Source organism: Nocardiopsis sp. iso_40, from assembly GCF_056173285.1.
This window is the reverse complement of sequence record NZ_CM149666.1, coordinates 1566320-1586057: the sequence shown is the minus strand read 5'-3', so window position 1 is coordinate 1586057 and position 19738 is coordinate 1566320. Positions and strand designations below refer to the sequence as shown.

At 71.4% G+C, this 19738-nt stretch carries 17 protein-coding genes and 2 tRNA genes; 5 read left to right on the top strand and 14 right to left on the bottom strand.

The genetic code is table 11. From position 1 onward, the window contains the following. Positions 1-69: 69 nt before the first annotated feature. Positions 70-144: transfer RNA gene (locus tag AC0VYD_RS06950), tRNA-Pro, on the bottom strand. A gap of 117 nt (positions 145-261) precedes the next feature. Between AC0VYD_RS06950 and AC0VYD_RS06945 the strand changes: the two genes are divergently transcribed. Continuing rightward, positions 262-335, top strand: a tRNA-Gly gene (locus tag AC0VYD_RS06945). Positions 336-445: 110 nt separating this feature from the next. Here the strand turns inward: AC0VYD_RS06945 and AC0VYD_RS06940 are convergent. After that, positions 446-709 carry a hypothetical protein gene (locus tag AC0VYD_RS06940; protein ID WP_475479119.1) on the bottom strand — a complete coding sequence of 88 codons (264 nt, stop codon included), beginning with the start codon at positions 707-709 and terminating at the stop codon, positions 446-448. Positions 710-931: 222 nt separating this feature from the next. Here AC0VYD_RS06940 and AC0VYD_RS06935 point away from each other — a divergent pair, with 222 nt between their 5' ends. Then, positions 932-1435, top strand: coding sequence for an adenylyltransferase/cytidyltransferase family protein (locus tag AC0VYD_RS06935; RefSeq protein ID WP_473036065.1), 504 nt, complete (start codon positions 932-934; stop codon positions 1433-1435). 123 nt (positions 1436-1558) lie between these two features. Continuing rightward, a complete protein-coding gene (locus tag AC0VYD_RS06930; RefSeq protein WP_475479118.1) occupies positions 1559-3421 on the top strand; it encodes an ABC transporter ATP-binding protein in 1863 nt (620 codons plus the stop codon). Positions 3422-3485: 64 nt separating this feature from the next. On the opposite strand, the gene AC0VYD_RS06925 is transcribed toward AC0VYD_RS06930, so the two are convergent. The 10 genes from AC0VYD_RS06925 to AC0VYD_RS06880 all read right to left on the bottom strand — a co-directional run bounded on the left by AC0VYD_RS06925 (position 3486) and on the right by AC0VYD_RS06880 (position 11772). Continuing rightward, positions 3486-4028 (bottom strand): (2Fe-2S) ferredoxin domain-containing protein, encoded by a 543-nt coding sequence (locus AC0VYD_RS06925; RefSeq protein WP_475480207.1) that lies wholly within the window; start codon positions 4026-4028, stop codon positions 3486-3488. A 123-nt stretch (positions 4029-4151) separates the two neighbouring features. Next, on the bottom strand, positions 4152-5012 hold the full coding sequence (locus tag AC0VYD_RS06920) for a M23 family metallopeptidase (RefSeq protein ID WP_475479117.1): 861 nt from the start codon (positions 5010-5012) through the stop codon (positions 4152-4154). 52 nt (positions 5013-5064) lie between these two features. Continuing rightward, positions 5065-5277, bottom strand: a complete 213-nt coding sequence (locus tag AC0VYD_RS06915; protein WP_475479116.1) for an Rv0909 family putative TA system antitoxin — start codon at positions 5275-5277, stop codon at positions 5065-5067. 141 nt (positions 5278-5418) lie between these two features. Further along, a complete protein-coding gene (gene mgtE / locus AC0VYD_RS06910) occupies positions 5419-6759 on the bottom strand; it encodes a magnesium transporter (protein ID WP_475479115.1) in 1341 nt (446 codons plus the stop codon). A gap of 272 nt (positions 6760-7031) precedes the next feature. Further along, positions 7032-8135: a PP2C family protein-serine/threonine phosphatase gene (locus tag AC0VYD_RS06905; RefSeq protein ID WP_475479114.1), complete on the bottom strand. Its 1104-nt coding sequence runs from the start codon at positions 8133-8135 to the stop codon at positions 7032-7034. 375 nt (positions 8136-8510) lie between these two features. Beyond that, entirely contained in the window at positions 8511-8978 is a 468-nt protein-coding gene (locus AC0VYD_RS06900; protein WP_475479113.1) for a ribose-5-phosphate isomerase, read from the bottom strand. Positions 8979-9066: 88 nt separating this feature from the next. Then, positions 9067-9213, bottom strand: a complete 147-nt coding sequence (locus AC0VYD_RS06895; protein ID WP_191272876.1) for a hypothetical protein — start codon at positions 9211-9213, stop codon at positions 9067-9069. 127 nt (positions 9214-9340) lie between these two features. Continuing rightward, positions 9341-10762: an aldehyde dehydrogenase family protein gene (locus AC0VYD_RS06890; RefSeq protein ID WP_475479112.1), complete on the bottom strand. Its 1422-nt coding sequence runs from the start codon at positions 10760-10762 to the stop codon at positions 9341-9343. 136 nt (positions 10763-10898) lie between these two features. After that, complete coding sequence (locus AC0VYD_RS06885) at positions 10899-11054, bottom strand: hypothetical protein (RefSeq protein WP_191272872.1); 156 nt, start codon at positions 11052-11054, stop codon at positions 10899-10901. Positions 11055-11136: 82 nt separating this feature from the next. Continuing rightward, the gene (locus AC0VYD_RS06880; RefSeq protein ID WP_475479111.1) at positions 11137-11772 is read right to left on the bottom strand and encodes a mycothiol-dependent nitroreductase Rv2466c family protein; all 636 of its coding nucleotides are present in this window, start codon (positions 11770-11772) and stop codon (positions 11137-11139) included. A 238-nt stretch (positions 11773-12010) separates the two neighbouring features. On the opposite strand from AC0VYD_RS06880, the gene pepN reads away from it, so the two are divergent. Then, positions 12011-14554 (top strand): aminopeptidase N, encoded by a 2544-nt coding sequence (gene pepN / locus AC0VYD_RS06875; RefSeq protein WP_475479110.1) that lies wholly within the window; start codon positions 12011-12013, stop codon positions 14552-14554. Positions 14555-14624: 70 nt separating this feature from the next. Here pepN and malQ read toward each other — a convergent pair whose 3' ends face one another. Beyond that, positions 14625-16658, bottom strand: coding sequence for a 4-alpha-glucanotransferase (malQ, locus tag AC0VYD_RS06870; RefSeq protein WP_475479109.1), 2034 nt, complete (start codon positions 16656-16658; stop codon positions 14625-14627). Between the two features lie 199 nt (positions 16659-16857). On the opposite strand from malQ, the gene AC0VYD_RS06865 reads away from it, so the two are divergent. Then, complete coding sequence (locus tag AC0VYD_RS06865) at positions 16858-18192, top strand: MFS transporter (protein WP_475479108.1); 1335 nt, start codon at positions 16858-16860, stop codon at positions 18190-18192. Here the strand turns inward: AC0VYD_RS06865 and AC0VYD_RS06860 are convergent. Continuing rightward, positions 18092-19528 (bottom strand): amidase, encoded by a 1437-nt coding sequence (locus AC0VYD_RS06860; RefSeq protein WP_475479107.1) that lies wholly within the window; start codon positions 19526-19528, stop codon positions 18092-18094. The genes AC0VYD_RS06865 and AC0VYD_RS06860 overlap by 101 nt on opposite strands. Between the last annotated feature and the right edge of the window lie 210 nt (positions 19529-19738).

The window sequence follows — 19738 nt, the reverse complement described above, 5'->3', positions numbered from 1 at the left end:
AGTCTAGGGCAGATACACAGGGGGCCACGGCGCACGGCCCGAAGGCAGCGCAACCAGTGGGTGGTTTCGTCGGGGTGGCGGGATTCGAACCCGCGGCCTCATGCTCCCAAAGCATGCGCGCTAACCAAGCTGCGCTACACCCCGTTGCCCGGCGCGGACACACGTTCCCGAAATCGGGTGTGCGACCACCGCCCCGGAGACTGTACTCTTGTCTCCGTCGGCTCCACGAGTCTAGAGGAAACTCAAGGGCTCCGATGCCACGCGGGCGTAGTTCAATGGTAGAACCCCAGCCTTCCAAGCTGGTCATGCGAGTTCGATTCTCGTCGCCCGCTCCACCCGGAGCGAGCTGGTGTGCACGGCACACACGGCTCGCTCCGTTTCTTTGCCCGGGAGCACCCCGGGTCGCCCGCGCCGTGCGGCGCGGGCGACCCGGCGCCCCGAAGGGTCAGAGCCGTTCGGCGACGTTCACCCGGAAGTGGAACTCGGTCGTGGCGCCGACCAGGTTGACGAGGTAGGAGTCCTCGGAGATCCGGTAGACCGTGCGCTCACGCTCGGCCCAGGGGTGCTTCGGGGTGAAGCTCCCGGTCAGCTCCAGTGCCGCCGCCCTGGCCTGTTCCCGTTCGGGGTACTCGCCCCTGATCAGCCCCATCCCCCAGCGCACGTTCTGCCCGTAGCTGATGTTCTCCTCGACCAGCACCGACCACGCCATCAGCTGAATCCACCCTTCTTCGCGAACCCTTTCGGTGATGGGACTCACCGTCGACCCGGAAGGTTCCGGGTGAGGGGACTCACACATTCGGACGAACACGGTTCGGTTCAGGCGTCCCCGGAGGCGGAATACCCGCCTCGAACGGGTACGTTGACCTTTCGGGCGGCCCCGTCGGCTCGATCAGGTGCGGGCGCCCCTCGGGTTCGGCGAAACGGGGGCCAGATGACGGACACGGACGGGACTCACGAGATGGCGGAGCCGCTCAGCGCGCTCTGGTTCCAGCGGCCGGAGCCGCTGGAGCGCCCAGCCGTGGTCACCGGTGTCTTCGACGTCCTGCACGTCGGGCACGTGCGCTTCCTGCGCTCCATCGCAGAACGCGGACTCCCCCTGGTCGTGGGCATAGAGTCCGACGAGCGCGTGCGGGCGTGGAAGGGCCCCGGACGCCCGGTCAACCCCGACGCGGAACGGGCCGAGACCATCGCCGCCCTCTCCTGTGTGACCGGCTCCTTCATCATCGAGGGCCCGCCCTCGGTCGCCGACTGGGCGGCCTACGCGGACCTGCTCCGCCCCCTCGCACCGGCCGCCCTGGCCTTCACCGCCGGAGACCGCTACACCCAGGCCAAGATCCGCGGGGCCGACGCCCTCGACGCCCAGGCCTGGGAGCTTCCCTTCACCCCCGGCCGCTCCACGACCGCGGCGCTCGGCCGTCTCGCGCACTCCCTCTGACCCCGGGTGCCGCGCCCCACATCCGGCGCTCCCGGTCCGGCCGCCGTCCCCGGGCGGGAAGCGGTGCGCGCACACCGGCGTTGACGCATGCGTGGCGAACCGAGGTACGAAACGAGGCTGCCGATGATGTCAGGGAGGCCCTCCTACAGGGCACTGGTCAACGACGGAAGCGCACGCGGGCAGGAACTGCCCCCGGGGATCACCGGGCGCGTCCTGTCCTACGCGACACCGCACTGGCGATCCATCGTGCTCTTCCTCATGGTGACCGCGGTGGGCGCGGCCATCGTCGTGGCCAACCCGCTGCTGCTGCGGGCCATCATCGACCGGGGCATCATTCCGGGGAACACCTCGCTGGTCGTCTGGCTGGCGGTCGCCGCGGCGGTGCTGGCGCTCCTGGAGGGCGTCATCACCCTGACCGGCCGGTGGCTGTCCTCCCGGATCGGTGAGGGCGTCATCTACCTGCTGCGCACCCAGGTGTTCACCCACGTGCAGCGGATGCCGATCTCCTTCTTCACCCGCACCCAGACCGGTTCGCTGATCAGCCGCCTGAACACGGACGTGGTCGGCGCCCAGCGCGCCATCACCTCGGTACTGCAGTCCGTGGTGTCCAACCTGATCAGTGTGGTGGCGGTGGTCGTCACGATGCTGGCGCTGTCCTGGCAGGTGACCCTGCTGGCGCTGGCCCTGGTACCGCTGTTCATCATCCCCGCGAAGCTGCTGGGCCGCAGGCTCGCCAACATCTCCCGCGACGCCATGGACAACAACGCCGCGATGAGCTCACTGATGACCGAGCGGTTCAACGTCGGCGGGGCCATGCTGGTCAAGCTGTACGGGCGCCCCGACGAGGAGTCGCGGGGGTTCGCCGGCAGGGCGGCGCGCGTGCGCGACCTGGGGGTCCGCCAGTCCGTGATCGGCGGCCTGCTGTTCACGATGCTGGCCACCATCACGGCGCTGGCCATGGCGATGGTCTACGGCGTGGGCGGTGTGCTGGCCGCCGGCGGCGCCTTCGAGGTCGGCACGCTGGTCGCCCTGACCACCCTGCTGGCACGGCTCTACGGGCCGGTGACCACCCTGTCCAACGTGCACGTGGAGATCATGACCGCGCTGGTCTCCTTCGACCGGGTCTTCGAGGTGCTGGACCTGGAACCGCAGATCAAGGAGAGCCCGGACGCGAAGCCGCTGCCGGGGGGCCCGCTGAGCGTGGAGTTCGACCGGGTGTCCTTCCGCTACCCCGGCTCCGCGGAGACCTCGGTGGCCTCCCTGGAGCTGACGCCCCAGGCCGAGGGCGTCGAGGACACCCAGGTGCTGAGCGAGGTCTCCTTCCGGGCCGAGCCCGGTCAGATGGTGGCACTGGTGGGTCCGTCTGGCGCGGGCAAGACCACCCTCACCCATCTGGTGTCCCGGCTGTACGACCCGACCGAGGGGGCGGTGCGGATCGGCGGGCTGGACCTGCGCGGGGCCACCGGCGACTCGCTGCGCGAGGCCGTGGGCGTGGTGACGCAGGACGCGCAGCTCTTCCACGACACCGTGGGCGCCAACCTGCGCTACGCCAAGCCGGGCGCGACCGACGAGGAGTTGGCGCAGGTGCTGCGGATGGCGCGCCTGGGGCCGCTCCTGGAGCAGCTCCCGAACGGGCTCGACACGATGGTCGGTGACCGCGGGTACCGCCTCTCCGGCGGTGAGAAGCAGCGTCTGGCGATCGCGCGGCTGCTGCTGAAGGCGCCGTCGATCGTGGTTCTGGACGAGGCCACGGCACACCTGGACTCCGGGTCCGAGGCGGCGGTGCAGGAGGCCCTGGCGGTCGCCCTGCAGGGCCGGACCTCACTGGTGATCGCGCACCGGCTGGCCACGGTCCGCGAGGCCGACCAGATCCTGGTCCTGGAGGACGGCCGGATCCTGGAGCGCGGTACGCACGAGCAGCTGCTGGACGCGGAGGGCCTGTACACGGCTCTGTACCGCACCCAGTTCGCGCCGCAGTCCCGCTAGCGCGCGGCGGGCGGGGCGGGGCCCAACGGGTTCCGGGCCCCGCCCCGGGCTCCCCCGCCGCCCCCTAACCCGCGTCCTTCTTGCCCTTGCCCTTCTTGGACTTCTTGCCCTTCTTCTTGGCGCCGTCCTTCTCGGCCTTCCCGCCACCGTCCTTCGTGGCGCCGCCTCCGGCCGACTCCGCCCCGGCGGCCTTCTTGGCCTTCTTGGCCTTCTTGGCCTTCTTGGCCTTCTTGGCCTTCTTGGCCAGCTTCTCCTCGGCCTTCCTGCGTTCCTTCTTCGCGGACTTGGAGTGCTTGGGCTTCTTGCGCTTCTTCGGCTTCTTGGCGTCCTTGGAGGTCACGTGGCCCTCCAGGACGGCGGGAAGCGGAGCGATCCCGGGCCCTCCCTCGAAGATCCAGTCGTCCACCGCTTCCAGGAGCCCGTCCTCGGTCATCCGGCCCAGCCAGACGGGGCGCGCTCCCGCGGCCCGGCCCTCCTGGGAGGGTTGGACCACGACGACGTTGGCCTGGAAGCAGATGCCCAGGCACTTGCTGGTGCGGACCGGGACGCGGCGAGCGGAGTGGTCCTCGATCGCACTGAGCCGGGCGAGCTGGGCCTTGTGGTCCACCCCGGGCACCTTCTTCTTCGTCCCGCAGCAGCAGCCCCGGCAGACCGTGAGTTTGCAGGGCGCACCGTCGACCGCGTTCACCACTCCGCACCCCCGTTAGGTTCGCCTTACCTGACTGTCAGGTTAGTCTCCCGCTGAACCGCTCTGATCAGCGGGTACGGCGTAGGGGCCGGTGACCTCCACCGGACGCCAGGTCTCCGGCAGGCCCTCGGAGCCCTCGGAGTCCGGAGTCCCCGCCTTCCAGCCGCTCCCCCAGACCACGGGCAGCCCGGCGGCGAAGAGCGGGTGCGGCAGATCCATCAGCTGTATCCGGACCTGCGGCTCGGTGCAGGCCCCGGAACTTCCGCATCGGGCGATCGGCTGGCCGGCCACCACCCGGTCCCCGGGGGCCACCGCGGCCGACCCGCGGCGCAGGTGGCCCAGGAGTACGTGGGCGCCGCCGATGTCGATGACCACGTGGTTGCCCATCAGCCCCGAGGGGCCCCGGAACTCGCGCAGGGTGTTCTCCACGACCGTGCCGAACAGCCAGAGCCAGGAGTTGCGGCTGCGGTGGTCGCGTTGGCGGTCGTGCACCCGGACCACGGTCCCGTCCGCCGGTGCGTACACGGGGGCGCCGAAGGCCGGAAAGTCCTCCGGGGGACGGCTGAGCGGGCGCCAGGCGATGTCGGGGCGGGTACCGTCCTCGGCGACCAGTCCGAGCGCGTACGTCTGCCCGTAGGCGTGGGTGCCCTGGCTCGGAACGCTGTCCACGGGGCTGGTCAACGCCATCCATCGGCCGCGCACCGGCGGCGCCAGGACTCGCGGGGCGCAGCGCGGGGTGCCCAGACGCAGGTGCACGGCCAGGGCCACCAGCAACAACACACCGCCGACCCACCAGGGCAGGCCGAGGTACCCGGCCAGGAGAGCGGCCATGGCCAGCCACATCAGGGGCATACGGAGCCTGGCGAGAAGGACGGGAAGGGGACGCGGAGCGGAGGAGCGCATCCACCATTGTGGACACGGCCCGACCGCCCCGCGTCCCCGGCTGCCGTCCCGGCTAGGACTCCTTGTCGTCCCGGTCGTTCTCCCGGGCGCGTTTGCGCAGGTAGTCCGTGGCCGCGCCGGCCCCCTTGTCGATCTTGTCGTCGTGTGCGCCGCCGGTGGCCTTCTTCGCGGCCCTGGCAGCCTTTCCGACCACGCCCTCGGCCTTGTCGGCGTTGTCGGTGACGGCCTTCTTCAGCCGGTCGAACGCACCTCCGCTAGCGGACATGGAATCCCCCCTGTAGATCCGTCCTGCTTCCTGACGCAATACCCGCTCCAACCGGGGTTCATGCGGCGTGTCACCGGTCGGGAACCTCGCGTACGGGCACGGAACCGGTCAGAGGCCCCGTATCCGCCGATCCGGGTCCGGTCAGAGGCCGAGGACCGTCTGGGCCACGGAGAAGTAGATGAGCAGGCCGGTGGCGTCCACGAGGGTCGCGACCATCGGTGAGGAGACCACCGCCGGGTCCACCCCCGCCTTGCGGGCCAGCAGGGGCATCGACGAGCCGATGACGGCCGCCCAGGTGCAGATCGCGATCACCGACAGGGCGACCACCATCGCGATGTCGAACCCGACCAGCAGGGAACCGATGGCCAGGGCGATCCCGGCGAGCATCACACCCAGGAGCAGGCCGACCCGGCTCTCCTTCCAGATCACCGAGGGCAGGTCGCGCACCCGGACCTCACCGACCGCGAGGGCGCGCACGATCGCCGTGGCCGACTGGGCGCCGACGTTCCCGCCGGTGCCGATGAGCATCGGGACGAACATCGCCAACGCCGTGACCTGCTCGAGCGTGGCCTCGTAGACCTGCATGACGTTGACGGTGAGGGTCGCCGCGACGATGAGCAGCATGAGCCACACCGAACGGGCACCGACCAGGCGCAGCACGCCGACGGACACGTAGTGCTCGCCGACCGGGCTGGCACCGGACTGGCGGGCCATGTCCTCGGAGTCGGCCGCCTCGATGACCTCCAGGGCGTCGTCGAAGGTGAACAGCCCGACGAATCGGTCCTCGGAGTCCACCACCGGGAGGGAGACCAGGTTGGCCTCCTGGATCAGTCGGGCGGCGTCCTCGACCGGCTCGCTGGCACCCACCCGCGGCGCGAACACGTCCACCAGGTCCTTGAGGAGGCGGTCGTCGTCGCTGACCACGAGGTCGCTCAGGGTGATGGTGCCGACCAGGCGACGGCCGTCGCTGACCACCGGCAGGGTGTAGATCGTCTCGGCGTCGGCTCCCTTGGCGCGCACCACCTCCAGGGCGCGGCCGACGGTCAGGTCCCGGTGCAGGATGACCGTCTCGGGGGTCATGTACCTGCCGACCGAGTCCTCCGGGTAGCCCAGGAGCGCGGCGGTCATCTTGCGCTCGGCGGGGCTCAGCCCGGCCAGGGCACGGGTGGCGATCTTGGCCGGCGCCTCCCCGATGAGGCGGGCCCGGTCGTCCGGGTCCATCTCCTCGAGGATCTCGTGGAAGTCGGTGCCGCGCAGGCCGAGGAGGATGGCCTGCTGCTGACCGGGGTCGAGCTCCTCGAAGACCTCCAGCTCGCGGTCCTTGTCCAGGAGCCGGAACGGGATGATCGCCTCGCGGCCGACCATGCGGGAGAGTTCGTCCGCTATCTCGTGGGGCCTGTGTTCGGCCAACCAGAGCCTGATCCCGGTCAGGTCGTTGTTCTCGACCAGATCTGTGAGTTCTTCAGCGCGCTCGCCGTCCATGCGAAGCACCCCCTTGCGTCTCCATCGCCCGGCGGGCACGCCCGCGGGGCCGCGAAATCTGGGAAGTCCGGGTCCTGTCCCGGGGCTCGGGTCCGGCCCCTCGTCACTGGTGTGGTGGGCCGTGCGGCGCCGGCGCCCGGGGGCGTGGAGGGGCGGGCACGGCGATCCGGGGACGGGTACGAAGACCTCGTACCGGGGTCGGGGAACACGTCGACCCTACCGCCAGGAGCGGCGGGGGCGGCTCATCCCCGCGGGGGCGGAGCGGGTCCGGGTCAGGTGCGCCAGAGGACCACGAGGGCGCAGTCGTCGTTCTTGTCCTTGCTGAGCGTGTCCACGACCTCGTCCGCACCGGTGGCGAAACCCTGGGTGACCAGGATGTCGGCGGTTCCGAGAAGACGGTCGATGCCCGCGTCCAGGTCCTCCCCCGGCGTCTCGATGAGACCGTCGGTGCACAGCATGATCGCGTCTCCGGGACGGAGCTTGCCCTCGACTGAGGTGTAGGTCATCTCGGGGATGACGCCCAGGACCACGCCCTTGGCCTCGGTGGTGCTCCACATCCCGCCGCCGCTGTCGTAGTGCAGCGCGGGCGGGTGTCCGGCGGAGGCGACCTGGTAGGCGCCGGTGTCGGTGTCCACGCTCAGGTGCACGGCGGTCACGAAGCCCTCACCGCCGCTGTTGCGCATCAGGTAGTCGTTGCAGTGGGCGAGGAAGTCGCCGGCGGGCACCGCCCCGATCAGCCCGCTGAAGGCCCCGGAGAGCATCAGGGCCCGGGTCCCGGCGTCCACGCCCTTGCCGGAGACGTCGACGACGGCGACGTCGAGCCGGTTCTCCCTGCGGATGGAGACCACGAAATCACCGCCGAAGGAGGAGCCGCCCGCCTGGCGCAGGACAGCGGTTCGGCCCCACCCCTCGGGGAGCTCGGGCAGGTTTCCCTGGTCGCGGAGGCGGTCACGCAGGTCCAGCAGCATCATCTCGCCGCTCAGCCCCTGCACGCCGAGGCGTTCGCGCACCCCGGACAGCAGGTAGGACAGCACCCCGGTGACACCGATGGTGACGAGCAGGCCGGGGCCCACCTGGCCGAAGTCGAGCATGAAGGCCACGAACAGCAGGACCGCCGCGACCACGCCGAGCAGGAAGGCGAGGCTCTTGCGCTTGAGCAGCAGTCCTCCGGCGAGGACGGTCAGGATGGTGGAGCTGGGCGGGAACCAGCCCGCGGGTCCCCAGACCGCGCCCACACCGATCCCCACCGCGATGGCGACGAGGGTGATCAGGACGAGCCGGTAGCGGAACAACACCTTGCGCCGGAGCACCGCGATGAGCCGCTGCGCGGTGGAGCGCAGCAGCCGGGTGGTCTTGGCGGTCGGTGTGGAGTTCATCGGTCCTCTCGGCCCGCTCGCCCGCGGGGGTCACTCCTGGTGGTCGTACGGCACACCGGTGCGGTCCGGGGGTCGGTTCGTGTCGGCGGGCCGTGGCTCTGTGGGGGCACGCCCGATCGTGGTGGCTGGTTCCGTTCAGGGGGCGGAAACCGTTGGGTCGCGGACGACGTCAGCCCGCCGCCGTGCACGAACTGTAGCGGTTGGCATGCGGCTGTGGCACGTGCAACCAGCGATGTTCCGCCCCTTAACCCCGGTTTTGGGTTCCGCCTAAACCCGGGTGTACGGGGGCGGGGCCAGAGTACGGGTTCGCCCCCGCGCGCCGGGCACACGGGGGCGGACGATCGGCCCCGCGCCCGTGCGGGACCACGGACGGGGTTACGGAAGCGGGGGGAGCTCGCCGGTCTGCTCGTAGTCGCCGAGCATGGCGATGCGGCGGGTGTGCCGCTCCTCGTCGCTGTACGGGGTGGCGAGGAAGAGTTCGACGAACCGGGTGGACTCCTCCAGGGAGTGCATCCGACCGCCGACGGAGAGCACGTTGGCGTCGTTGTGTTCCCGCGCCAGCCTGGCGGTGTCCTCGCTCCAGGCCAGAGCGGCACGGACGCCCCGGACCTTGTTGGCGGCGATCTGTTCGCCGTTGCCGGAACCGCCGATCACCACCCCCAGGGAACCCGGGTCCCCGGCGACGCCCTCGGCGGCGCGCAGGACGAAGGGCGGGTAGTCGTCGACCGCGTCGTAGACGTCCGGACCGGCGTCGACGACCTCGTGGCCGTGCTCCTTCAGCCAGGAGACGAGGTGTTCTTTGAGCTCGAAGCCCGCATGATCTGATCCAAGGTAAACACGCACGTCACCAGTGTGACAGCTCCCTGGTACGGACGACGCCGCGCCCCCGCCGGTCGGTGGACCGGCGGGGGCGCGGCGTTCTCCGTGCGGGTCAGGCACCGGCCGCGGCGGCCGCGACGCTCAGACCGAGCGCGGCGAAGCCGACCATCGACAGGATCGCCACCAGGTTGTACACGAACATCGACTTGAGGTCCTTACTGAGGGGACCTGCCTTGGAGACCGCGGGCTTGCTGCTCAACTCACACCTCGTTTGGGTTCGGACCAGGGGATGACCAGTCGGAATTTTTCCACACCCCACAACGCGCGCGTCACCGGGGCCGATTCCGGACGAACGCGCGCGAGGGCCGTGAGTCCGGCCACAGTGGTCAGGTCTGCACGGCCTTGACCTCGCAGAACTCGACCAGGCCGGGCAGACCCCACTCACGGCCGTTGCCGGAGCGCTTGTAGCCGCCGAAGGGCGCCCGCGGGTTCATGGCCCCGCCGTTGAGCTCGATCTGGCCGGCACGCAGGCGGCGGGCGACCGCCAGGCCCTCCTCCTGGTCGCCCGACCACACCGCGGCGTTGAGGCCGTAGACGGTGTCGTTGGCGATCTCGACCGCCTCCTCCACCGTGTCGTAGGGGATGAGGACGAGTACCGGGCCGAAGATCTCCTCCTGGGCGATGCGCATGTCGTTGCGCACGTCGGCGAAGACGGTCGGGCGGACGTAGAAGCCCTTCTCCAGCCCCTCGACCGGCTCGGAGCCACCGGTGACCAGGCGGGCGCCCTCCGAGACGCCGAGGTCCAGGTAGGAGCGGACCTTGTCGAACTGGGCGGCGGAGACCAGCGGGCCCATCCGGGTGCCCTCGTCCCCGGGGTCGCCCGGAGCGTACTTGGCGGCGGAGGCCGCGGCCAGCTCCACGGCCTCCGCGTAGGAGTCGCGGTGCACCAGCATCCGGGTGAGCGCGTTGCAGCTCTGGCCGGTGTTGCGCATGACGTCGGCGACACCGCGCTTGACGGCCTTGGTCAGGTCGGCGCCCGGCAGGATGAGGTTGGGCGACTTGCCGCCCAGCTCCAGGGCGACCTTCTTGACCGTTTCGGCCGCGACCTGGGACACCCGGGTGCCGGCGCGGGTGGAACCGGTGAAGGAGACCATGTCGATCCCGGGATGGGCGGCGATCGCCTCGCCCACCACCGGCCCGGTGCCGGAGACCAGGTTGAACACGCCCGCGGGCAGGCCGGCCCCGTCGAAGACCTCCGCCAGCGCGTAGGCGCTCAGCGGGGCGACCTCGCTGGGCTTGAGGACCACGGTGTTGCCCGCGAGGAGCGCGGGGACGACCTTGAGGACGATCTGGTGCAGCGGGTAGTTCCACGGGGTGATCGCGCCGACCACGCCGATCGGCTCGTGCACCACCAGGGAGTTGCCGACCTTCTCCCCGGTGAAGTAGCGCTCCCCGTGCTCCTCGACCAGGTCGATGTAGGTCCGGAACATGAGCGAGGGCAGCCCGGCCTGCACCTTGGCGGCGAAGGTGGCGGGAGCGCCCATGTCCCGGGTGAGTTCGGCGGCGATGTCACCGATACGGGCGTTGAACAGTTCCAGGGCCTTGGTCAGGTGGGTGACGCGCTGGCCCGGGGTGAGCGCCGACCAGGCGGGGAGGGCGGCGGCCGCGGCCTCGACCGCGGCGTCGACGTCAGCGGTGGCACCCGCCGGAACGGTGTCGATGACCTGCTCGGTAGCCGGGTTGACCACGTCAAGGGCCTCGTCGGAGGCGGAGTCGCGCCAGGCGCCGTCGATGTAGAGGGATCGCATGGTCCCATTTTCGCAGAACGGGATTCTGGTTGGCCAGGGCGGGGAGGTGCGAAGGCGCGGCCGGGGCGGGGACCCGTGGTTCCACGGATACCCGCCCCGGAGCGCCTCCGGAGTCCGGTCCGGCCGCCCGTGCGGATCAGTCCCAGTGCGGGGGGCGGTCGGCGATCAGCCGCGCGGTGGAGTCCTCGTCGCCGTCGCCCCAGCCCTCGGAGCGTTCGTCGCTCGTGGTGTCGGGCAGCAGGTCGAGGTCGTCGAGGAAGTTGGGGCGGCGGTCACCGTCAGGCCCGGGCATGGGTCCTCCGTGGTCGTGGAGCTACGTGTCCGCAGGGGCTGCGGGGTTGCGGGTCCCGCGGGGCAGGGCCCCGCGGAGCGGATCAGTCGAAGACGGGGTTGCGGGTGCGGGTGCGCTTGAGCTCGAAGAACCCGTCGGTCCCGGCGACCAGGCGCACACCGTCCCAGAGCTTGCCGGCGTCCTCGCCCCGCGGGATCGGGGTGAGCACCGGGCCGAAGAACGAGATGCCCTCCACCTGGACGACCGGCGTGCCGACGTCCTCGCCGACCAGCTTCATCGCCTCGCCGTGCGAGGCGCGCAGGGCCTCATCGTATTCGGTGGAGTCCGCGGCGTCGGCCAGGTCGGCGGGCAGGCCGGCGTCGGCCAGCGCCGCGCGGACCGTGTCCGCGGTGCGCGGTTCGCCGTTGTTGTGGAAGCGGGTGCCCAGGGCGGTGTAGAGGTCGCCGAGAACGTCCGGCCCGAAACGCTGCTCGGCGGCCACGCACACGCGCACCGCACCCCAGGACCGGTCGATCGAGTCCCGGTACTCCCGGGGCAGGTCGCGGCCCTCGTTGAGCACCCCGAGGCTCATCACCCGCCAGCGCACACGCACCGGCCGGACCTGCTCCACCTCCAGCAGCCACCGGGAGGTGATCCACGCCCACGGGCAGGCGGGGTCGAACCACATGTCCGCGTGGATGGTCTCCTGGTCGCCCGTCTGTTCGGGGGACTGGGTCATCGCTGCTCCTCGTCTGGGACGGTCGAAGCCCCGGGGCCGGACCCGGGACGGCCGAGAACTTCTCGCCGTAGGTCACCAACCACGCCCATCGGTTGCACATTCCGCTCGTGTGCGTGGCAGGATCGATCCCGGATGACAACGACCTCCGGCCCGACGACGCCCACCCCAGGCGGCAGGCTCGCCGCGGTCGGCAACGATTTCCGGCCGGCGATGACGGCGGCCGTGGAGGGAGCGTGGCGTGGCAGGGAACCTGACACGGGACGAGGCTCGGGAGAGGGCGCGCATTCTCAGCGTCGACTCCTACGCCGTGGAGCTGGACCTGACCACCGGGGACGAGACCTTCCGGTCCACCACCGTGGTGCGTTTCTCCAGCACTGAGCCGGGCGCACGGACCTTCGTCGACCTGGCCGCGCCGAGGATCCGGAGCGCCGTGCTGAACGGGCGCGAGCTGGACGCGGCGGAGCTGTTCGACGGTGAGCGGCTCACCCTGCCGGACCTGGCGGCCGAGAACGAGCTGACGGTGGTCGCCGATGCCGCCTACATGCGCACCGGTGAGGGCCTGCACCGGTTCGTGGACCCGGTCGACGGATCGGTGTACCTGTACAGCCAGTTCGAGACGGCCGACGCGCACCGCATGTTCACGTGCTTCGACCAGCCCGACCTGAAGTCCGTCTTCGAACTGACCGTGTACGCGCCCCCGACGTGGGAGGTGGTCTCCAACAACGCCCCCGACGTGGAGCGCGAGGCCGCGGGCGAGGAGCGGGTGCGCTGGCACTTCCCCGCCACCCAGGTGATGTCGACCTACATCACCGCGCTGATCGCCGGGCCGTACCACGTGGTCCGCGACGAGCACGACGGCATCCCGCTGGGCCTGTACTGCCGGGCCTCGCTCGCCGAGCACCTGGACTCCGAGGCCCTGTTCGAGGTCACCAAGCAGGGCTTCGACTTCTTCCACGGCCTGTTCGACCTGCGCTACCCGTTCGGCAAGTACGACCAGCTCTTCGTGCCGGAGTTCAACGCGGGCGCGATGGAGAACGCCGGCGCCGTGACGTTCCTGGAGGACTACGTCTTCCGGTCCCGTGTCACCGACGCCCGCTACGAGCGCCGCGCCGAGACCATCCTGCACGAGATGGCGCACATGTGGTTCGGCGACCTGGTCACCATGCGCTGGTGGGACGACCTGTGGCTGAACGAGTCGTTCGCGACCTACGCCAGCGTCTACTGCCAGGTCAACGCCACCAAGTGGTCCGACGCCTGGACGACGTTCGCCAACGTGGAGAAGGCCTGGGCGCTGCGCCAGGACCAGCTGCCCTCCACGCACCCGATCGCCGCCGACATGGTCGACATCCAGGCGGTCGAGGTCAACTTCGACGGCATCACCTACGCCAAGGGCGCCTCGGTGCTCAAGCAGTTGGCCGCGTACGTGGGCGTGGACGCGTTCTTCGCGGGCGTGCGCGCCTACTTCAAGGAGAACGCGTTCGGCAACACCGAGCTGAAGGACCTGCTCAAGCATCTGGAGGCCGCCTCCGGGCGCGACCTGTCCGGCTGGTCGCGCGAGTGGCTGGAGACCACCGGCGTCAACACCATGCGGCCGGACTTCGAGGTCGATGCGGACGGGAACCTCACGTCCTTCGCGGTCCTGCAGGAGGCCGCCCCGGAACACCCGACGCTGCGCTCGCACCGTCTGGCCGTGGGCCTGTACGACCGCACCGCGGACGGCATCGTGCGCCGCGAGCGCGTGGAGCTGGACGTCAGCGGTGAGCGCACCGAGGTCCCCGAGCTGGTCGGCAGGGCCCGGCCGGACCTGGTGCTCATCAACGACGACGACCTCACCTTCACCAAGATCCGCCTGGACGAGCGCTCCCTGCGCACCGTGGTGGAGGGCGCCGGTGAGATCCGCGAGTCCCTGCCCCGCGCACTGGCCTTCGGCGCCGCCTGGGACATGACCCGGGACGGCGAGATGGCCGCCCGTGACTACGTCGCCCTGGTGATCTCCGGGATCGGCGGGGTGAACGACGTCACGGTCGCCCAGACCCTGCTCCGCCAGGCCTCGGGGGCGCTGTACAACTACGCCGACCCGGCGTGGCGCCCGTTCGGGTTCGAGCTGCTGGCCGACCGCCTGCGCGAGCTGCTCTCCGCAGCCGAGCCCGGCAGCGACCTCCAGCTGGCCTACGTCAACGCGCTGGCGGACGCCGCCGTGAGCGACGCGCACCTGTCGCTGCTGCGCGGGCTGCTGGACGGCGCCATCACCGTGGACGGCCTGACGGTCGACACCGACCTGCGCTGGACCCTGCTGCGCCGTCTGGTGGCCGCGGGTGAGGCGGGCGAGGCGGAGATCGCCGCCGAGCTGGAGTCCGACCCGACCGCCACCGGCCAGCGCAACGCCGCGGGCGCCAGGGCCGCCATCCCCACGGCCGAGGCCAAGGAGTCCGCCTGGGAGCGGATCGTGGGCGGGGACCTGGCCAACGCCGAGTTCCGCGCCACCCTGCTGGGCTTCACCGAGCCGCGCCAGGCCGAGCTGTACCGCCCCTACGTGGAGCGGTACTTCGACCAGCTCGCCCCGGCCTGGGAGAAGTGGACCGGTGAGTTCGCGCAGACCTTCGCCGAGGTGGTCTACCCGAGCCAGCTGGTCGAGGAGGCGACGCTGGAGCGCACCGACTCCTACATCGCCGACAACGCCCCCGCCCCGGCGCTGCACCGCCTGCTGATCGAGGGCCGGGCCGGGGTCGAGCGCGCCCTGCGCGCCCGCGCCACCGACATCGCCGCCGGCCGGAAGGGCTGAGGCGGGCGACTGACGGTACCGGTCCGCCGCGGCCCCGGGGAGTCCTCCCCGGGGCCGCCGTGCACCCGGCCTAGAGTTCCCGGTAGTGGTTGCCGAGCGGGCCCAGGGTGCGGCGGATCCGGGCGACCATCCGCGGGTCGGCCAGTAGTTCGTCCACCAGGACCGGCTCGCCCTCGCTGCTGGTGAGCGGGATCCGCCAGTTCGGGTACTCGGTGCTGGTCCCCGGCTGGTTCTGCATACGCCGCTCCCCCACCACGTCGGTGAGAGCCACCCCGAGCATCCGGGCCGGTGTCGCCGCGAGGTAGGCGTGCATCGCCGCGACCACGGCGGCCGGATCGCCGACCGGGTCGGCGTCCTCCTCGAGGAACCCCAGGTGCACCAGCAGCGCGCACCACTGGTCCACCCGGGCCTCGGCGTCCGCCAGTTCCTCCGCGGCGGGCCGGTCGAGCAGCCCCAGGCGGTCACGCAGTTCGACGTGCTCGGCGGACAGGTAGGAGGCGACCGGCGGGAGGTCGTGCGTGGCCACGGTGGCCAGGCAGTCCCGGCGCCACCGGCCGGGTTCGCGCGGCCTCCCCTCCTCGTCTTTCTCGAACCACAGCACGGAAGTACCGAGGATGCCCCGGTCCGCCAGGTGGTCGCGGACCCACGGCTCGACGGTCCCCAGGTCCTCCCCGATGACCACCGCGTCGGCCCGGTGGGCCGCCAGCGCCAGGGTGCCGACCATGCCCTCGTGGTCGAAGCGCAGGTAGGTCCCCTGGTCGGCGGAGGCGCCCTCGGGTACGCACCACAGCCGGAACATGCCCATGACGTGGTCCATCCGCAGGCCGCCCGCGTGGCGCAGGCTCTGGGAGAGGATCTGGTGGAAGGGCCCATACCCGAGCCGGGCCAGACGGGTCGGGTTCCAGGGCGGCTGCCCCCAGTCCTGGCCGAGCTGGTTGAACTCGTCCGGCGGGGCTCCCACGTGCAGTCCGGGGACGAGCGCGTCGCCGTACATCCACGCGTCCGCGCCGCCCGCCTGCACACCGATCGCGAGGTCGTGCACGATCCCGAGTCGCATCCCGCTGTCGAGGGCGCTCTCCTGTGCCTGGGCGAGCTGTTCGTCGAGGATCCACTGGAGCCAGCGGTGGAACTCCACCCGCGGCCACAGCCTCAGGGCCTCCCGGCCCACCGCGAGCGAACCGACGTCGCGCAGGTGCGCGGGCCAGGCGCGGAAGTCGGACCCGTGCTCCTCCGCCAGCGCCGACCACGTCGCGAACTCGACCAGGGGCTGGCCCTCGCGTTCCTGGTAGCGGCGGAGCGCCTCCTCCCGGCCCGGGGCGCGGGGCACCTGGAAGAGGATCTCCAGTGCGGTGCGCTTGGCCTCCCAGACGGCGTCCCGGTCGAGCAGGTCGGCGGTGCGGCCGCGTTCTCGCAGCGGCCGTGCCAGGCGCTGTACCCCCTCGCGCTGCGCGGGGTCGAGGCGTGCGTACTCGGGAACGTCCTCCACCCGGATGTAGAGCGGGCTCGCGTAGCGGCGGCTGACCGGCAGGTAGGGGGAGGGTTCGACGGGCACCAGCGGTTCGGTGGCGTGTACCGGGTTGACGAGGGTGAAGTCCGCTCCGAGGTCGCGGGCGCTCCAGTCGGCGAGCTCGGAGAGGTCGCGCAGGTCGCCGGTCCCCCAGGAGGCACGGGAGCGCACGCTGTAGACCTGTGCCATCAGACCCCACAGGCGCGGGTTCTCCCGCAGCGCGGTGGGGTCGATCCGGTCGGGGACCACCAGGAGCGGGGCGTCGTGTTCGGCACCGTTGCCGGTCACCCGCAGGGTGTGCGTCCCCAGCGGCAGCCCCGGGTCGAACGGCAGCAGGGAGCCGTCGGCGGTCTCCACGGTGCTGCGGGCCCCCTCCGGCAGCACCAGGTCGGGCGCCTTGCCCTCGCGAACCACCACCGCGGGCGGCAGCGGACCGCGTCCCGGTCCCTGGCCGGGGTCCCGGGGATCCACCCCCAGAGCGGACAGGACATGGCGGATCGTGTCCGGACTGACGGGCACCTGCCGTCCCCGCCAGTCCTCGTACGTGGTCGCGACCCCGTGCTGCTCGGCCACCCGGGCCAGCTGAACGTCCCTCACAGGAACCGATCATGCCCCACAGGGGCCCGTGTACACCGGAGGACGGCCCGGTGTGGGGGCAGAAGATCCCCTCGGCCCCGTTTCTGTGTTCCCCATGGACCTCCCCTTTCCCACGACTTTTCGTTACCGTCCCGCGTTCGGGCAGTACGGGGCGCTCATCCCGTCGCGGATGTCGTGCACGAACTGCATAATCGGTGGCGTGCTCGCGAACTACCGGCGGCTCTTCGCCGTTCCCCACGTCCTGTCCCTGTTGAGCTGGTCCCTGGCGGCCCGGTTCTACACTCCGGGGCTGATGATCGCGGTCACCTTCCTGGTGCAGGGCTGGACGGACTCCTACACGCTGGCCGGTCTGGTCGCCGGTGCCTTCACCCTGGGCATAGCCCTGGTCGGGCCGCTGCGCGGGCGGATGGCGGACCGCGGCAACAGCGACCGGCTGGTACTGGTGTGCGGGGTGGTCTTCACCGTCGGCCTGACGACCCTGGCGCTGCTGCCCGCGTCCGTGTGGTGGCTGTCGGTCCCCCTGGCCCTGGGCACCGGGCTCTTCGGCACCCCGGCCAACCAGATCGTGCGCGCGCTGTGGCCGCGGCTGACCAGCGGCCCGGAACGGCAGGCCGTCTACGCGGCCGAGGCCACCACCCAGGAGCTGCTGTTCGTCTTCTCCCCGATCCTGACCGCCGGCGTCGTGGCGATGGCGGGAGCGCGCTGGGCCCTGTTGCTCTTGGGTGTTCTGGGGCTGATGGGCGCGGTGGGGTTCGCGTTGTCACTGCGTCGGGCGGGGGTGACCGGTCCGGCCCCGCGGGAGGCCGGGGGGGACGGCGGTCCCACCGACGGGGGCCGGGGCGCCGGCGCCCGTCCCGGCCGCAGCCTGCTGCTCCACCCGGCGCTGTGCCTGGTGTTCGTGATGTGCATGCTCATCGTCTCCGGCGTGGTCAACATGGACCTGGTGATCGTCGCCTGGGCCAACGAGCTGGACGCGCCCCAGTACGTGATGGCGCTGGCCTCGGTGTGGGCCCTGGGCTCCCTGGTCGGAGGGGCGGTCGCCGGGACGGTGAAGGGCGCCCCGAGGCTCCGGCTGCGGGCCTTCGCGGCGGCGCTGGGGATCGCGGTGCTGGTCCCGTTCGTCCCACCGGTCACCCACCTGTCCACGCCCCTGCTGATCACCCCGCTGCTCTTCGTGTCGGGGCTGGCGATAGCGCCCACCCTGGCCGCCGTGATGGGACGGCTGGGCGAGACCGCGCCCTCCCACCGGCGGGCGGAGGCGTTCGGGTGGATGGCCACGGCGATGGGGGCCGGGAGCGGGCTCGCCGGTCCGGTAGCCGGAGCCCTGGTGGACACCCACGGGATCGCGGGCGGGGTACTGGGCGCGACCGGACTGATCCTGCTGGCCGCCGTACTGAGCCTGTTCCTGCCCCGCCCGGCCGCGCCGGCTCCGGTCAGTGCCACCCCTCGGGAACCCGGTGCGCCCATGGACGGGCCCGCTCCAGCTGGGCCGACAGGGACAACAGGGTCCCCTCCCCGCCCCTCGGGGCGGTGAGCATCACACCGATCGGCAACCCGCTGCGCGACCAGTGCAGCGGGACGTTCACCGAGGGCTGCCCGGACACGTTGTAGAGCGAGGTGAACGGGGTGAACTCGGTCATCAGCCGGAACTCGTCCGCGGGGCCGCCCGAGGTGAAGTGTCCGACCGGCACCGGGGGGCGGGCCAGGGTGGGGGTGAGCACGGCGTCGAAGCGCGCCGTGGCCGTCAGCATCGCGCGTGTGCCGTGCAGGAGACGGGCGCTGGCCGCGAGGTACTCGGGGAGCGGGGTGGCGCGGGCGCTTTCGCGGAGCCACCGGTAGATCGGGGTCAGTTCGCCCTCGCGTGCGGGGGCGACGGGGGTGACCGAGGCGGTGGCCGCCCACAGGTACCGGAAGTCCTCGGCGAAGGTCCCGCCGAAGGCGGTGTCGGCGGGGTTCTCCATCTCCTCGACCTCGTGGCCCAGGTCCAGGAGCGTTCGGGTGGCCTCCTCGTGGGCGGCGAGCACGTCGGGGTGTACGGGGATACCGGCGGATCCGGTGTCGGCGTAGCGTCCGATGCGCAGTCTTCCCGGTTCGCGGCGGGCGTGGTCGGCGAAGGTCCGGCCGGGCGGCAGCGGCGGGGCGGTGTAGGGGTCGCCGGGCAGGTTGACCGCCATGACGTCCAGGAGGAGGGCCGCGTCCAGGACCGTCCGGGTGAGGGGGCCCGCCGTGGACAGGCCCGTCAGGTCGACCTGGGCGGGGCCGCCGGAGATGCGGCCCCGGGTGGGTTTGAGTCCGAACAGGCCGCAGGCGCTGGCGGGGATGCGGATGGACCCGCCGCCGTCGCTGGCCTGGGCCGCGGGCGCGAGCCCGGCAGCCACCGCCGCGGCGGCGCCACCGCTGGACCCGCCCGGGGAGAGGCCGGTGTCCCAGGGGTTGCGGCTGGGCGGCGCGACCTCGTTCTCGGTGTAGCAGGTCGCGCCGAACTCGGGGGTGTTGGTCTTGCCGAGGAAGACCGCGCCGGCGGCGCGCAGTTGGGCGACCACGGCGGAGTCGGCGGGGGCCGGGAGGCCGGGTACGGCACGTGAGCCGAAGGTGGTGCGGACACCGGCGAGGGTGTCCAGGTCCTTGACGGGCAGGGGGACGCCGAGAAGGGGCGGCAGCGCGTCCGGCGTGTCGCTCAACACCCACTTTTCCGCATTCCGGGCCTGTTCCAAGGCCAATTCCTCAGTGACCGTAACGTAGGCACCGTAACGTTCGCCAAGCCGCCGAATTCGTTCCAGATAGTGCTCAGCGATCTCAACAGGCGACAGTTCACGACTGCGGACCAAGGCCGCGAGCCGGTGCACGGGAAGGTCGTGGATTCGGGTCATGGCACCCGAGATTAACCGGGTAGGCCAACGGGCACCACGGCGGTGAGGCGGAACTTCTCCAGAGAGGTGGCCAAGGATCAATCCTTCCCCGCCCCGACGTCCACGACACGTAGGGACACCGGGGCACAGGGGAAGAAAAGTGTGAGAAGTAATGCACTAGGACTCGGATATGGATGGAACTAACCTGTCCGTCGTGGAATCGGCAACCAG

Bases quoted from the DNA above. Each gene is read 5' to 3' on its own strand.
- AC0VYD_RS06905 (WP_475479114.1), bottom strand. From the start codon at position 8,135: ATGAACTCCACACCGACCGCCAAGACCACCCGGCTGCTGCGCTCCACC.
- AC0VYD_RS06880 (WP_475479111.1), bottom strand. From the start codon at position 11,772: ATGACCCAGTCCCCCGAACAGACGGGCGACCAGGAGACCATCCACGCG.
- AC0VYD_RS06930 (WP_475479118.1), top strand. From the start codon at position 1,559: ATGATGTCAGGGAGGCCCTCCTACAGGGCACTGGTCAACGACGGAAGC.
- AC0VYD_RS06915 (WP_475479116.1), bottom strand. From the start codon at position 5,277: ATGTCCGCTAGCGGAGGTGCGTTCGACCGGCTGAAGAAGGCCGTCACC.
- mgtE (WP_475479115.1), bottom strand. From the start codon at position 6,759: ATGGACGGCGAGCGCGCTGAAGAACTCACAGATCTGGTCGAGAACAAC.
- AC0VYD_RS06940 (WP_475479119.1), bottom strand. From the start codon at position 709: ATGGCGTGGTCGGTGCTGGTCGAGGAGAACATCAGCTACGGGCAGAAC.
- AC0VYD_RS06920 (WP_475479117.1), bottom strand. From the start codon at position 5,012: ATGCGCTCCTCCGCTCCGCGTCCCCTTCCCGTCCTTCTCGCCAGGCTC.
- AC0VYD_RS06885 (WP_191272872.1), bottom strand. From the start codon at position 11,054: ATGCCCGGGCCTGACGGTGACCGCCGCCCCAACTTCCTCGACGACCTC.
- AC0VYD_RS06935 (WP_473036065.1), top strand. From the start codon at position 932: ATGACGGACACGGACGGGACTCACGAGATGGCGGAGCCGCTCAGCGCG.
- AC0VYD_RS06890 (WP_475479112.1), bottom strand. From the start codon at position 10,762: ATGCGATCCCTCTACATCGACGGCGCCTGGCGCGACTCCGCCTCCGAC.
- AC0VYD_RS06860 (WP_475479107.1), bottom strand. From the start codon at position 19,528: ATGACCCGAATCCACGACCTTCCCGTGCACCGGCTCGCGGCCTTGGTC.